Source organism: Quadrisphaera sp. INWT6, from assembly GCF_015390235.1.
In the GTDB taxonomy this organism is placed as follows: domain Bacteria; phylum Actinomycetota; class Actinomycetes; order Actinomycetales; family Quadrisphaeraceae; genus Quadrisphaera.
Map to the genome: position 1 here is coordinate 899,286 of NZ_VUOH01000002.1, position 13,558 is coordinate 912,843.

14 protein-coding genes, 1 tRNA gene and 1 pseudogene are annotated in these 13,558 nt (G+C 74.4%); 10 read left to right on the top strand and 6 right to left on the bottom strand.

Annotated elements, in window-relative coordinates:
• Positions 1-73: 73 nt before the first annotated feature.
• Both F1641_RS09110 and F1641_RS09115 read right to left on the bottom strand, forming a co-directional pair.
• Positions 74-550 (bottom strand): RidA family protein, encoded by a 477-nt coding sequence (locus F1641_RS09110; protein WP_194904572.1) that lies wholly within the window; start codon positions 548-550, stop codon positions 74-76.
• Between the two features lie 3 nt (positions 551-553).
• Positions 554-715 carry a DUF4177 domain-containing protein gene (locus tag F1641_RS09115; RefSeq protein WP_219729533.1) on the bottom strand — a complete coding sequence of 54 codons (162 nt, stop codon included), beginning with the start codon at positions 713-715 and terminating at the stop codon, positions 554-556.
• Between the two features lie 65 nt (positions 716-780).
• Here F1641_RS09115 and F1641_RS09120 point away from each other — a divergent pair, with 65 nt between their 5' ends.
• From F1641_RS09120 to F1641_RS19795, 3 genes and pseudogenes are all read left to right on the top strand, one after another.
• Positions 781-1,857, top strand: coding sequence for an ArsA-related P-loop ATPase (locus F1641_RS09120; protein WP_194904574.1), 1,077 nt, complete (start codon positions 781-783; stop codon positions 1,855-1,857).
• 77 nt (positions 1,858-1,934) lie between these two features.
• A pseudogene (locus tag F1641_RS23790) lies at positions 1,935-2,372 on the top strand (ArsA-related P-loop ATPase); the annotation flags it as partial.
• Between the two features lie 391 nt (positions 2,373-2,763).
• Positions 2,764-3,096 carry a hypothetical protein gene (locus tag F1641_RS19795; protein WP_206690796.1) on the top strand — a complete coding sequence of 111 codons (333 nt, stop codon included), beginning with the start codon at positions 2,764-2,766 and terminating at the stop codon, positions 3,094-3,096.
• 55 nt (positions 3,097-3,151) lie between these two features.
• Here F1641_RS19795 and F1641_RS09130 read toward each other — a convergent pair whose 3' ends face one another.
• On the bottom strand, positions 3,152-3,475 hold the full coding sequence (locus F1641_RS09130) for a WhiB family transcriptional regulator (RefSeq protein WP_194904576.1): 324 nt from the start codon (positions 3,473-3,475) through the stop codon (positions 3,152-3,154).
• A 275-nt stretch (positions 3,476-3,750) separates the two neighbouring features.
• Between F1641_RS09130 and F1641_RS09135 the strand changes: the two genes are divergently transcribed.
• The 3 genes from F1641_RS09135 to F1641_RS09145 all read left to right on the top strand — a co-directional run bounded on the left by F1641_RS09135 (position 3,751) and on the right by F1641_RS09145 (position 7,563).
• A complete protein-coding gene (locus F1641_RS09135) occupies positions 3,751-5,931 on the top strand; it encodes a transglycosylase domain-containing protein (RefSeq protein ID WP_194904578.1) in 2,181 nt (726 codons plus the stop codon).
• Positions 5,913-6,272: a hypothetical protein gene (locus tag F1641_RS09140; protein WP_194904581.1), complete on the top strand. Its 360-nt coding sequence runs from the start codon at positions 5,913-5,915 to the stop codon at positions 6,270-6,272. Before F1641_RS09135 ends, F1641_RS09140 begins: the two co-directional genes overlap by 19 nt.
• 67 nt (positions 6,273-6,339) lie before the next feature.
• Entirely contained in the window at positions 6,340-7,563 is a 1,224-nt protein-coding gene (locus F1641_RS09145) for a nucleoside transporter C-terminal domain-containing protein (protein ID WP_206690797.1), read from the top strand.
• A gap of 221 nt (positions 7,564-7,784) precedes the next feature.
• Here the strand turns inward: F1641_RS09145 and F1641_RS09150 are convergent, their stop codons facing one another.
• Positions 7,785-8,273, bottom strand: coding sequence for a GatB/YqeY domain-containing protein (locus F1641_RS09150; RefSeq protein ID WP_194904584.1), 489 nt, complete (start codon positions 8,271-8,273; stop codon positions 7,785-7,787).
• A gap of 26 nt (positions 8,274-8,299) precedes the next feature.
• Here F1641_RS09150 and F1641_RS09155 point away from each other — a divergent pair, with 26 nt between their 5' ends.
• The 4 genes from F1641_RS09155 (at position 8,300) to F1641_RS19805 (ending at position 11,074) form a co-directional block, all read left to right on the top strand.
• On the top strand, positions 8,300-9,211 hold the full coding sequence (locus F1641_RS09155) for a metallophosphoesterase (protein WP_309225508.1): 912 nt from the start codon (positions 8,300-8,302) through the stop codon (positions 9,209-9,211).
• A gap of 65 nt (positions 9,212-9,276) precedes the next feature.
• Positions 9,277-9,350, top strand: a tRNA-Pro gene (locus F1641_RS09160).
• A gap of 165 nt (positions 9,351-9,515) precedes the next feature.
• Entirely contained in the window at positions 9,516-10,025 is a 510-nt protein-coding gene (locus tag F1641_RS19800; RefSeq protein WP_206690798.1) for an amino acid permease, read from the top strand.
• The gene (locus tag F1641_RS19805; protein ID WP_206690799.1) at positions 10,007-11,074 is read left to right on the top strand and encodes an APC family permease; all 1,068 of its coding nucleotides are present in this window, start codon (positions 10,007-10,009) and stop codon (positions 11,072-11,074) included. Before F1641_RS19800 ends, F1641_RS19805 begins: the two co-directional genes overlap by 19 nt.
• Positions 11,075-11,156: 82 nt before the next feature.
• Here F1641_RS19805 and F1641_RS09170 read toward each other — a convergent pair whose 3' ends face one another.
• Both F1641_RS09170 and F1641_RS09175 read right to left on the bottom strand, forming a co-directional pair.
• Positions 11,157-12,263, bottom strand: coding sequence for an aspartate-semialdehyde dehydrogenase (locus tag F1641_RS09170; protein ID WP_194904587.1), 1,107 nt, complete (start codon positions 12,261-12,263; stop codon positions 11,157-11,159).
• Positions 12,260-13,534, bottom strand: a complete 1,275-nt coding sequence (locus F1641_RS09175) for an aspartate kinase (RefSeq protein ID WP_194905097.1) — start codon at positions 13,532-13,534, stop codon at positions 12,260-12,262. The genes F1641_RS09170 and F1641_RS09175 overlap by 4 nt, the downstream gene beginning before the upstream one ends.
• Positions 13,535-13,558 lie beyond the last annotated feature (24 nt).

Sequence of the window (13,558 nt, forward strand, 5' to 3'; positions counted from 1 at the left end):
AGTCTGCCGCACCCCGGGCGGGGGGCCACCTGCAGGCCCGCCGCCCGGGGAGCGCGCGCGGCGCGAGGAGCGGTCAGGCGACCTCGACGACCAGCTCGACCTCGACCGGCGAGCCCAGGGGCAGCTCGGCGACGCCGACGGCGCTGCGGGCGTGCCGGCCGGCCTCGCCCAGGACCTCCACCAGCAGGTCGCTCGCGCCGTTGACGACGCCCGGCTGGCCCGTGAAGCCCGGGGCGCTGGCCACGAAGCCGGTGACCTTGACCACGCGGACGACGGCGTCGAGCCCGCCGCTGCCGCGCAGCGCCGCGTCGACGACGGCGAGGCCGTTGAGCGCCGCGGTGCGGGCCAGGTCCTGCGCGGTGGCGGGGCTGACGTCACCCTCGCGCTCGCCCACGAGGCCGGTGGCCGGGAGCGCGCCGTCGACCAGCGGCAGCTGGCCCGAGGTGAAGACCAGGTCCCCGGTGCGCACGGCGGTCACGTAGGAGGCGACGGGCTGCGGCGCCGGCGGCAGCTGCAGCCCGAGCTCGGCGAGGCGGTCGAGCGCACCCACCGGTCAGGCGCCCTGGCGGGGGCGCTTGAGGTAGGCGACGAGGCCGTTGCCGCCCGGTCCCGGCACGACCTGGACGAGCTCCCACCCCTCCTCGCCGAAGTTGTCGAGGATCGCCTTCGTGCTGTGCACGATGAGCGGCGCGGTCAGGTACTCCCACTGGGTCAGCTGAGTCACGGCCACGAGCCTAGCCACGCCGGGCGGGGGCGCTGCGCCGTCCGTACTGTCGGCGCGTGGCTCCTCCCGGTGCGCCCAGCAGCAGCCCCGCCGACGACCCGGCCGACGACCCCGCGGGCACCGGGGCCCCCCGCCTGCACGTCGTGAGCGGCAAGGGGGGCACCGGCAAGACGACCCTCGCCGTCGCGCTGGCGATCGCCCTGGCCGACGCCGGGCGCCGCGTGCTGCTGTGCGAGGTCGAGGGCCGGCAGGGCCTGTCCCGGCTCCTGGGCACCGCCGAGCTGCCCTACGAGGAGGTCGAGGTGGCCGAGGGGGCCGGCGGCGGCCAGGTGGTGGGCCTCGCGGTGGAGCCCCGGGCCGCGCTGCTCGACTACCTCGACACCTTCCACGGCGGGGTGCTCGGGGGGCGGGGCCGCGGCGGGCGCGCCTCGACGGTGCTCGACCGCGCGGGCGCCGTCGACGTCATCGCCACGGTGGCGCCGGGCCTGCGCGACGTCCTGCTCATCGGCAAGGTCTACGAGGCGGTGCTGCGGACCACCACGAGCCGCGGCGGCAGCTCCGCGACGGGCACCCCGGTGTACGACGCCGTCGTGCTCGACGCCCCGCCGACGGGCCGGGTGACCCGGTTCCTGGGCATCGGGGCCGAGCTGGCGCAGCTGGCGGGCGGCGGGCCGATCGCCGGCCGCGCCGCGTCCGTGGCCGCCCTGCTGAGCTCGCCGCAGACCGCCGTCCACCTCGTGAGCCTGCTGGAGGAGCTGCCCGTGACCGAGACCGCCGAGGCCGCCGCCGAGCTGCGCGCGGCCGGGCTGCCGCTGGGGACCGTGGTGGCCAACCGCGAGCTGGCGGGGTCGTCGGCGCCGCAGCAGGTGCCTGACGACGACGTGGCGAGGGCCCTCGGCACGGCCCTCGGCACGGACCCGGGCGAGGAGGACGACCTGGTCGCGGCGCTGGTGGCCCAGAACCGGACGCGCACCGCCCAGGTGGGCGAGCAGGAGCGCTGGCGCGCGGAGCTCGCGGCGCTGGGGCGGCCGGTGCGGTCGCTGCCCGACCTGCCCGGCGGCGTCGACCTGGACGGCCTCTACCGCCTCGCCGACCACCTCGTGGCCTCGCCGCTGCTCGGGAGCACCCGGTGAGCGCGGGCGGCTGGGACGTCGACGCCCTCCTGGACGACCCGGGCACCGAGGTCCTCGTGTGCTGCGGCTCCGGCGGCGTGGGCAAGACCACGACCGCGGCCGCCATCGCCCTGCGGGCCGCCGAGCGCGGGCGCCGCGTGGCGGTGCTGACGGTCGACCCGGCCCGGCGGCTGGCGCAGGCCCTCGGCACGGACGCACCGGGTGCAGGGGCCGCAGGGGACGGGCAGGACGACGACGGGCCCGCCCCCGACGAGCCGCGCCGCGTGCCCGGGGTCGACACCGCCGCCGGGGGCAGCCTCGACGCCCTCGTGCTCGACGCGCGGCGCACCCTCGACGGCCTGGTCGACGCCGCGCTGCCCCCGCAGCGGGCGGCGGCGGTGAAGGCGAACCCCGTCTACACCTCGCTGGCGACGTCGTTCTCCGGCACGCAGGAGTACATGGCGATGGAGCGGCTCGGCCAGCTCCGCGCGGGCCGCGACGCCCCCGGGGGCTGGGACCTCGTCGTCGTCGACACCCCTCCCAGCCGCTCGGCGCTCGACTTCCTCGACGCGCCGGCCCGTCTGGCGGGCTTCCTCGACGGGCGCTTCGCCCGGCTGCTGATGGCTCCGGCGCGCTTCGCAGCCGGCGGGACGGGCGCCTCGGGCGCCGCTCCAGCACGCGGCGTGCGCGCGGCGGGCGGCCGCGTGGTCGGCGCACTGGCCGGGGGTGCTGCGGCGGCGATGGACAAGGTGCTCGGCGGGCGGCTGCTGCGCGACGTGCAGTCGCTGGTGGCGGGCCTCGACGAGGTGTTCGGCGGCTTCCGGGCCCGGGCCGAGGCGACGTCGGCGGCGCTGCAGGACTCGCGGACGGCGTTCGTGGTGGTCCACGGCACCGGAGGCCGAGCCGCTGGCCGAGGCGGCGTTCCTGGTGGAGCGGCTGCGCTCCTCGGGGCTGCACCCGGCGGCGGTCGTGGTCAACCGGGCTGCGGGCGCTGCGCCGGGGCTCGACGCCGAGCGCGCCGCGGCGGCGGCGGAGCGGCTCAGGAGCGGCCCCGGTGCCGGGGAGGCGGAGCTCGCGGCGGCCCGCGTCTTGGACCTGCACGTCGAGCTGGTGGAACGGGTCGAGCGGGAGCGGGGGCTGGTGGACGCCCTGGTGGCCGGGAGCCCGGCGACCGCGACGGCCGTGGTGCCCGCCCTGGACGGCGACGTCGCCGACCTCGGTGCCCTGCGCACCGTCGGCGGTGCGCTGGCTGCGGGCTGACCCCCTCGCCTCCTGCCCCCAGGCGGGTGCGACGGGGTGGGTCCGGTGGTGGGTGTCAGGCGGTGCGGGCGGTGGCGGCGGCCTCGACGCGGGCGTGCTCGGCCTTGGCGGCCTGCAGCAGGCGGCTCCAGGACTGCACGTTCGGGCGGCGCTTGAGGATGGCGCGGCGCTCGCGCTCGGTCATGCCGCCCCAGACGCCGAACTCGATGCGGTTGTCGAGGGAGTCCGCGAGGCACTCGGTGCGCACGGGGCAGGCCTGGCAGACGACCTTGGCGCGGTTCTGCTCGGCGCCCTGGACGAACAGCGCGTCCGGGTCGGTGTCGCGGCAGGCGGCCTGGGTGGTCCACTCGGCGGGCTCGAGGATCGCGGTCTCGCTCATGGTGGTGCCTTCCGGTCGGTGGAGCGGCGGGGAAGCGCCGATCGGGGATCCCGCCTCGGAGGGGCGTTCCGGACCTTTCGGGCCGTTCCGCTCGCTCCGGGCGAGTGACACAGATGAAGTTACGAACTGGTCACGCCCGAAGGCACCCCTCTCCCGGGCCATTTCGAGGACCACCGGTGACTAGTCACCGTCGGCTCAGCCGGCACCCGTCCGGGTCTGGTATGGGGCTTCCTGGGAGGACCGGGTGAGCGGTCCTGGGCCCGTACTCTTGACGCATGCCGCAGCGCTCCCCCGAGTCCGCCCCGCGCCGGTCCGCCTCCGCGGGGCGCGCGGTGAAGCTGCTGGCCGGCTTCCTCGCCGCGAGCGTGGGTGCGGGCGTGCTGGTGGCGGGCATCGCGGCGCCCGCCGTCATCGCCGCGGGACGCACCAGCAACGACGTCGTGGGGGCCTTCAACGACCTCCCGTCGGCCCTCGAGCAGCCCCCGCTGAGCCAGCAGTCGCGGATCCTCTACGCCGACGGCAGCCCGATGGCCACGTTCTACTACGAGAACCGCATCTCGGTGCCGCTCGACCAGGTCAACCCGGTCATGCGCACCGCGATCGTGGCCATCGAGGACAACCGCTTCTACGAGCACGGCGGCGTCGACCCGCGCGGCCTGACCCGCGCGCTGGTGCAGAACGCCCAGGGCGGGGACGTGCAGGGCGCGTCCACGCTGACGCAGCAGTGGATCAAGAACGTCCAGGTGGAGGAGGCCCTCTCCGACCTGCCCACCAACGCCAGCGCCGAGGAGCGCCAGGCGGCGTTCAACGACGTGACCGTGCGCTCGGGCCTGGAGGGCTACACCCGCAAGCTGCGCGAGATGAAGCTCGCGATCGCGGCGGAGAAGCAGTACTCGAAGGACACGATCCTCGAGAACTACCTGAACATCGCCAACTTCGGCGGCGGGCAGTACGGCGTCGAGGCCGCGAGCCGCCACTGGTTCAACCGCTCCGCCAAGGACCTCGACCTGCCCCAGGCGGCGCTGCTGGCCGGCATCGTGCAGAACCCCGTGGGCTACGACCCGGTGAAGAACCCGCAGGACGCGCAGGGCCGCCGCGACGTCGTGCTCAACCGCATGCTGCAGCTGGGCGTGATCTCCCAGGCCGACCACGACGCCGCCACCGCCATCCCGATCGACCAGATGCTGAACGTCCAGCCGACGCCGAACGGCTGCGAGCAGGCCGGCCAGGCGGGCTTCTTCTGCGACTACGCCGTGAAGCAGTTCCGCGACGACGACGCCTTCGGCGGCACCAAGGAGGACCGGCTCAAGCTGCTCTACCGCGGCGGCCTGACCATCACGACGACGCTCGACCCGGGCAAGCAGCAGGCGGCGTTCGAGGAGGTCGCCAACGCGGTCCCGGTCGACTCCTCGGTGCAGACCAACCACATCTCGGGCGGCAAGGTCGTCCGCGACGAGGGCACCTCCAACCTCGGCGCCGCCATCAGCTCGGTCGAGCCGGGCACCGGCAAGATCCGGGCGATGGCGCAGAACCGCACCTACAGCACCGCACCCGACGCGCCGTTCGGCTACACCTCGATCAACTACAACACCGACAAGAGCGAGGGCGGCTCGTCGGGCTTCCAGCCCGGCTCGAACTTCAAGCCGTTCGTGCTGGCCACCTGGCTGGCTTCCGGGCGCACCCTGAACGCCACCGTGAACGGCGTGGAGCGCTCGTACCCGAACTCCAGCTGGCAGTACGGCGACTGCGCCCCCGGCGCCAAGTACACCGCTGAGAACGAGTACGCCCCGGGCAACGCCGGAGACGGCGAGGGCAACGGGACCATGCCCGTGCTGAAGGCCACCTTCGACTCCATCAACACCGGCTACGCCGCCATGGAGAACCAGCTGCCGCTGTGCGACATCCGCAGCACGGCCGAGGCCCTCGGCGTGCACAAGGCCGCGGTCGGCGCCAACCCGACGGTTCCGGGGACCACGAAGGACACCCGCCTCGACGTCCTGCCCTCGATGATGCTGGGCTCCAACGAGGTCGCACCCCTGACCATCGCGACGGCGTACGCGGCCTTCGCGGCCCGGGGGGTCTACTGCGCGCCGACCGCCATCGAGGCCATCACCGACTCCTCGGGCCAGCCGCTCACCGTCCCGGGGGCGCAGTGCAACCAGGCCATCCCCGAGCCCGTCGCCGACGGCGTCAACTACGCGCTCCAGCGCGTGCTCACCGAGGGCACCGCCGCGGGCAAGGGCCTCGCCGGGGGCGCGAGGCGGCCGGCAAGACCGGCACCACGAACAACTCCGTCGCGACCTGGTTCACCGGCTACACCCCGCAGCTGGCCACCTCGGTGTGGATCGGGGTGCCGGAGCGGAGCATGTCGATCAACGGTGCCACGATCGCCGGCCGTCGCTACGGGACCATGTACGGCGGCACCATCGCGGCCCCCATGTGGCAGGACTACATGAACCGGGCCCTCGAAGGGGCCGAGCAGGTCGACTTCACCGACCCGCCGCAGAACATCATCGGCCGGGCTCCCGCCCCGCAGCGTCCGCAGGCGACGCGCGGCCCGAGCGGCGGCGGCGGTGGTGGTGGGCAGACGAGCGCCCCCGCCGCCGGCGGCGGCGACCAGGGCGGCGACCAGCCCCAGGGCGACGGCGGCCAGGGCCAGGGTGGCGGCGAGCAGGGCCAGGGCGGCGGCGACCAGGGCGGTGGCGACCAGGGCGGTGCCCAGGGCCAGGGCGACGGCGGTGGCGGCACCCAGGGCACCACGGTCGAGCCGGCCCCTGACGGTGCTGGCGAGGGCTGACGCCCGCCCGCTGACCGCCTGACCGCCTGACTGGCAGCCGCGGCACCGCGGCTGTTGGGTGTGCCCCGTGCGCGGACTCCTGGGCCTGGCGGTCCTCCTCGGCGTCGGGGTGCTGTTCTCGGTGCACCGCCGTCGCATCCCGTGGCGCACGGTGGGCGCAGCGCTCGCCCTGCAGGTGGTCTTCGCGCTCCTGGTCCTGCGCTGGGGCCCGGGCCGCGCCGCGCTCGACGCCGTCGCTGGAGCCGTCGAGAGCCTGATCGGCTACGCCGACGAGGGCACGGCGTTCCTCTTCGGCCCCCTCACCGAGGTGGGCCCCTCGCTCGGCTCGGTCTTCGCGTTCGGCGTCCTGCCGGTGATCATCTTCCTCGGCGCCATCATCCAGCTGCTGTTCTACCTGCGGGTGGTGCAGCACGTGGCGTGGGCGCTCGGCGGGGCCATCGGGTGGCTGCTGCGCGTCTCGCGCCTGGAGAGCTTCTTCGCCTCGGTGGTGATCTTCCTGGGGCAGAGCGAGGCGCCCCTGATGATCGCGCCGTACCTCAAGCGGCTCACGCGGTCGCAGCTGTTCGCCGTCATGACCGGCGGCTTCGCCGCGGCGGCCGGGTCGACGCTGCTGGGCTACGCGCAGCTGGGAGCCCCGCTGCCCTACCTGCTGGCGGCCACCGCCATGAACGCCCCGGCGTCGCTGCTCATGGCCAAGCTCATCCTCCCGGAGACCGAGCCGGTGCAGGAGACCACCGGCGACGACGACGTGCGCAGGGTCCGCGACACCGAGTCCGCCAACGCGATCGACGCCCTGGGCCGCGGGGCGATGGCGGGCGGGCGCATCGCCGTCGTCGTCGGGGCGCTGCTGATCGCCTTCATCGCGCTGCTGGCGCTGGTGAACGGCGTCGTCGGCGGGATCGCGAGCTGGTTCGGCGCCGACGGCGTCACGGTGCAGGGGGTGCTCGGATGGCTGCTCGCGCCGCTGGCGTGGCTGCTGGGCGTGCCGTGGTCCGAGGCGGGCCTGGCCGGCTCCTGGATCGGCCAGAAGACGTTCCTCAACGAGTTCGTGGCGTACTCCGACTTCGGGCCGCAGGTCGCCTCGCTCGACCCGCTGACCGTGGCGGTCGTGACGATCGCACTGGCGGGCTTCGCCAACCTCGGCTCGATCGCGATCATGATCGGTGTCATCGGCTCGCTGTCGCCGGAGCGCCGCGGCGAGGTGGCTGCCCTGGCCCCCCGGGCGCTGCTCGCGGGAGCGATGGCCAACCTCGCCAACGCCGCGGTCGCCGCCGTCGTCCTCTCCCTCTAGACCCCCCACCCCGCGACGATCATGCAGCTCCGCGCCACCTCAGACCGCGGCCAGGCGACGGCGGGTGCCGGTGAACGGTGCAACGGAGCACTCCACGCCCCTTCAGCGCAGCTGACGCCCCATCGGTGCTCGTGATGGGGCGTCAGCTGCGCTGGAGGGGCGTCATCTGCGTCGACGTGGCGCTCAGGCGCATGATCGTCGCGGGAGGTGGGGGCCCGCCGTCAGGCGGAGAGCTGGCGGCGCACCTCGGCGGACAGGCGCCCGCCGTCGACGGTGGAGCCCAGCTGCGGGCGCAGCACGCCCATGACGGCGCCCATCGCGCCCATCCCGGTCTTGCCGCCCTCAGCCGCCTGCGACACCGCTGCGGCGACGGCGGCCTGCAGCGCGGCGTCGTCGACCTGGGCGGGCAGGTAGGCGGCCAGCACGGCCTCCTCGGCGCGCTCGCGCTCGGCGGACCCGGTGCGGCCGGCCCCGGCGAAGGCCTCAGCGGCCTCCTTGCGCTTCTTCACCTCGGTGCGCAGGACGGCGAGGACCTCCTCGTCAGAGAGCTCCCGCGCCTCGGTGCCCGCCACCGAGGCGGTCTTGACGGCGGTCAGGGCCATGCGCAGGGTGTCGCGGCGGACGGCGTCCTGGGCCTTGAGGGCGGTGTTCAGGTCGTCGCGGAGGCGGTCCGCGAGGGACCCGCTGCTGGTGGTGCTCGTCGTGCTCACCCGGCGAGTCTGGCAGGGTTCGCGAGGTGGAGCACCGAGGTATCCGTCGCGCAGCGCTGGTCACGGGGGCCCTGGCCGCCGTCGGAGCCGGGTGCGTGGCCTGGGGCGCGGGGTACGAGGTGCGGTCGTTCCGGCTGCGGCGCTTCCAGGTGCCGGTGCTGCCCGCGGGCCAGGCGCCCCTGAAGCTGCTGCACGTCTCCGACATCCACATGATCGCGGGGCAGCGGGCCAAGAAGGAGTGGGTGCGCGGGCTCGCGGCCCTCGAGCCCGACCTGGTGGTCGACACGGGCGACAACATCACCTCCCCCGAGGCCGTCCCGGAGGTGCTGGAGGCGCTGGCGCCGCTGATGGAGCTGCCGGGGGCGTTCGTGCTCGGCTCCAACGACTACTTCGCGCCCAAGCCGAAGAACCCGGCCGCCTACCTGTGGCGCCCCTCGCGCGCCCACGCGAAGCCGACGCCGCTGCCCACCGAGCGGCTCGTGGGCGCGTTCGGCGACGCCGGGTGGGTCGACCTGACCAACGCCAGGGGGCGGCTCGACGTCGACGGGCGCCGCCTGGACCTGGTCGGCGTCGACGACCCCCACCTGCAGCGCGACCGCTACCTCGACCTCGCCGGAGCACCCGACCCGGCCGCCGACCTGTCGATCGGCATCACCCACGCCCCCTACCGCAGGGTGCTCGACGCGATGACCGCCGACGGCCACCCGCTGATCATCGCGGGGCACACCCACGGCGGGCAGCTGTGCGTGCCGGGCTTCGGGGCGCTCACCACCAACTGCGACCTGCCCCGGTCAATGGCCAAGGGCCTGCACCGCTGGGAGCGGGGACGCCGCTCCAGCTGGCTCCACGTGTCGGCCGGCCTGGGCACGAGCCCCTACGCCCCCGTGCGCTTCGCGTGCGCCCCGGAGGCGACCCTGCTGGAGCTCGTGAGCGCCTGACCCCCTGCCCGGAGGAACCGCGTCGAGCGGCGGCCCCAGGCTCGGCTAGAGTAGGTGCGCTCCACCGGGGTGTGGCGCAGCTTGGTAGCGCGCTTCGTTCGGGACGAAGAGGCCGCAGGTTCAAATCCTGTCACCCCGACCCTCCAGAGGGCCCCTGCTGATGCAGGGGCCCTCTTCCCGTTCCGCGACCCGGCGGGTGCGCTCCCAGCCGGCGTTCATGCGGACGACACACGCGCAGGTCCACACTTCCGCCCGGCATGCCCGCAGAGCCGGGCGCAGGCGCGTGACCAGCAGGTGGTGCGACGTGACAGCAGCAGGGGTCCAGGAGCCGGTCGGTCCGGTCGGTCTCGCCGGCGACGGCGAGGCGGTCAGCAGCACCGCAGCGGCCGAGAAGAGCAAGCTGCGCAAGCACTTCGGCCGCGCCGACATCTTCTTCTTCCTCGTGTGCACGCTCGTCGGCGTCGACGCGCTCGGCACGCTCTCCTCCGAGGGCGGCCAGGGCTTCACCTGGCTGGTGGTGTGCCTGCTGCTCTTCGCGGTGCCCTCGTCGGTCCTGCTGGCCGAGCTCGGCGCCACCTTCCCCGAGGAGGGCGGGCCCTACGTCTGGGTGCGCATGGCCTTCGGACGCCTGGCGGGCGCCGTCAACAACCTCTTCTACTGGGTGACCAACCCGGTGTGGATGGGCGGCACGCTGGTCGGCACGGCCCTCGGCGGCCTGATGACGTTCTTCCACGGCGGCGAGGCGTTCTCGCTGCCCTTCCAGTACGCCTTCGCGATGGTGTTCATCTGGGCGGGGTGCTGTTCGCCGTCCTGAGCTTCCGGGTGGGCAAGTGGGTCGCCACCACCGGTGCGCTGGCGCGCTTCGCCCTGCTGGGGCTGTTCAGCGCGCTGGTGCTCGGCTACGGCGTGCAGCACGGCTTCCACGGCCCGTCGATCGGCAGCTACTCGCCGACGTTCGCCGGCTTCGTGCTGCTGGCCCCGGTGGTGCTCTTCAGCCTCGTGGGCTTCGAGCTGCCCAGCGCGGCGGGCGAGGAGATGCAGGACGCCGCGAAGGACGTCCCCTCCGGCATCCGCAAGTCCGTCGTCGCCACCGGGCTGCTGTACGCGCTGCCGGTGCTGGGCATCCTCGTGGTGCTGCCCGAGTCGCAGGCCAGCGGGCTGGCGGGCTTCTCCGACGCGATCCGCCAGACCCTGACCGTGCTCGGCGGGTCCGTGACCGCCGCGGCCGACGGCACCACCACCGTGACCCTGACGCCGTTCTCCACGGCCGTCGGCTGGGCGATGGGGGTGCTCGTGGCCGTCGTGGCCTTCACCTCGGGGCTCACCTGGATCATGGGCTCGGACCGCACGCTGGCGGTCTCCTGCTACGACGGCGCGGGGCCCCGGGCCCTGGGCCGGTTCTCGGAGCGCTTCGGCACCCCGCTGCGGGTCAACGTGCTCTCGGGGGTCATCTCGACGCTCGTCTTCGTGGCCGCCAACACCGTCACCTCCGGCGACGCGGGCAAGTTCTTCACCGTCGTCCTGGCGCTGGCCGTCTCGACCACGCTGATCAGCTACCTGGGCATCTTCCCCGCGGCGTGGGTGCTGCGGCGCCGCCTGCCCGACGCGCCGCGCCCCTACCGCGCGCCCGCCATCGGGCTGCTGACGGTCGTCTCGACGGGCTGGATCGTCTTCTGCACCGTGCAGATCCTCTTCCCGGGCCTGGGCGCGGGGTGGTTCACCGAGACGTTCCGCGCCGACGGCTGGGCCTTCTCCGAGCGCTGGACCTACCTCTTCGTGGAGCTGGTGCCGCTGCTGGCCTTCACGGCGCTGGCCGTGGCGTTCTGGGCGGTCGGGCGGCGGGAGTCGCGCACCCCGGCCTGACGAGAGCGCTGGTCGTGCAGGAGACCCGCACCCGGGAGCTCCGGGTGCGGGTCTCCTGCACGACCAGCCAGGCGGCGGGGGCTCAGCGCCCGGAGAGCTCCGCGGCCACCAGCTCGGCGATCTGCGCGGTGTTCAGCGCCGCGCCCTTGCGCAGGTTGTCGCCGCACACGAACAGGTCGAGCGTGTTCGGGAAGTCCAGCGACTGCCGGATGCGCCCCACCCAGGTCGGGTCGGACCCGACGACGTCGGCCGGGGTCGGGAAGTCGCCGTTCTCCGGGTCGTCCAGGACCACCACGCTGGGCGCCTCGACGAGCGCCTGGCGCGCGTCGTCGACCTTGATGGGCTTCTGGAAGGTGGCGTGCACCGCCAGGGAGTGCGTGGTCACCACGGGCACCCGCACGCAGGTCGCGGACACCTTGAGGTCGGGGATCCCGAGGATCTTGCGGCTCTCGGCGCGGACCTTCAGCTCCTCGCTGGACCAGCCGTCGTCCTTGAGCGAGCCGGCCCACGGCACCACGTTCAGGGCCAGCGGCGCCGGGAACGGGGAGGGCTCGTCGCCCAGCGCCTCGGCGATGGCGGCGCGCACGTCACCGGAGCGGCTGCCGAGGGTGCGGTCGGCGGCGACCACGGCGAGCTCGTCGTGGAGCCTGTCGACGCCGGGCTGCCCGGCGCCGGAGGCGGCCTGGTAGGAGGCGACGACCAGCTCGGTCAGGCCCCAGCGGCGGTGGAGCGCGCCGAGCGCGTCCATCATCGTCAGGGTCGTGCAGTTGGGGTTCGCGATGATCCCCTTCGGCCGGGTGCGGGCCGCGGCGGCGTTGACCTCGGGCACCACGAGCGGGACGTCGGGGTCCATCCGGAAGGCGCCGGAGTTGTCGACGACGACGGCGCCGCGCGCCGCGGCGACCGGGCCCCACTCGGCGCTGACCTCGTCGGGCACGTCGAACATGGCGACGTCGACGCCGTCGAAGACCTCGGGCGCCAGGGCGACGACCTCGACCTCCTCGCCCCGCACGCGCAGCTTCTTGCCGGCCGAGCGCGCGGAGGCGACCAGGCGGATCTCGCCCCAGACGTCCTCGCGGGTCGACAGGATGCCGAGCATCACGGTGCCGACGGCGCCGGTGGCGCCGACGACGGCGAGGACGGGCCGGCGGCCGGCCCGCGCGCTCGCGGTGGGGTTGCTCTCGCTCATCGTCCGGTCCCTCCGTAGACGGTGGCCGGGCCCTCGCCGGCGGCGGCGTCGAGCCCGAAGGCGGTGTGGACGGCGCGCACCGCGTCGTCCAGGGAGTCGGCGCGGGTGACGACCGACACGCGGATCTCCGAGGTGGAGATCATCTCGATGTTGATGCCGTTGTCGGCCAGCGCCTTGAAGAAGCGCGCGGACACGCCGGGGTTGCTGCGCATGCCGGCGCCGATCAGCGAGAGCTTGCCGATCTGGTCGTCGTAGCGCAGCGAGCCGAACCCGACCGAGGGCTGCGCGGCGGACAGCGCCGTCATCGCGGCCTGGCCGTCGGTCTTGGGCAGGGTGAAGGACACGTCGGTCAGCCCCGTCGCCGCGGCGGAGACGTTCTGCACGATCATGTCGATGTTGATGCCGGCCTCGGCCACGTGCTCGAACAGCTCCGCGGCGGTGCCGGGCTTGTCGGGCACGCCCACCACGGTGATCTTCGCCTCGCTGCGGTCGTGCGCGACGCCGGTGATGATCGCGTGCTCCACGGGAAGGTCCTCCATCGATCCGGCCACGAGCGTCCCGGGCCTGGGGCTGAACGAGCTGCGCACGTGCACGGGCACGCCGTAGCGGCGGGCGTACTCGACGCACCGCAGCATGAGCACCTTGGCGCCGCTGGCCGCGAGCTCGAGCATCTCCTCGTAGGTGACGCGCTCGAGGCGGCGGGCGGTCGGCACGATGCGCGGGTCGGCGGAGTAGACCCCGTCGACGTCGGTGTAGATCTCGCAGACGTCGGCGTCCAGGGCCGCCGCGAGCGCCACCGCGGTGGTGTCGGAGCCGCCGCGGCCGAGGGTGGTGATGTCCTTGGTCTCCACCGAGACGCCCTGGAACCCGGCGACGATGGCGACGTCGCCGGCGTCGAGGGCGTCGCGGATGCGCCCGGGCGTGACGTCGATGATGCGGGCGCGGCCGTGGGCGGAGTCGGTGATGACGCCGGCCTGGCTGCCGGTGAACGAGCGCGCCTGGATGCCGAGGTTGGCCGTCGCCATCGCCACGAGGGCCATGGAGATGCGCTCGCCGCTGGTGAGGAGCATGTCGAGCTCGCGCGCGGGCGGCAGCGGGCTGACCTGCTCGGCGAGGTCGAGCAGCTCGTCCGTGGTGTCGCCCATGGCGGAGACCACGACCACGACGTCGTGGCCGGCGCGGCGGGTCTCGGCGATGCGGGCGGCGACCCGCTTGACGCCCTCGGCGTCGGCGACGGAGGAGCCGCCGTACTTCTGCACGACCAGGCCCAACTCCGGCACCTCCTGCACGTCGGG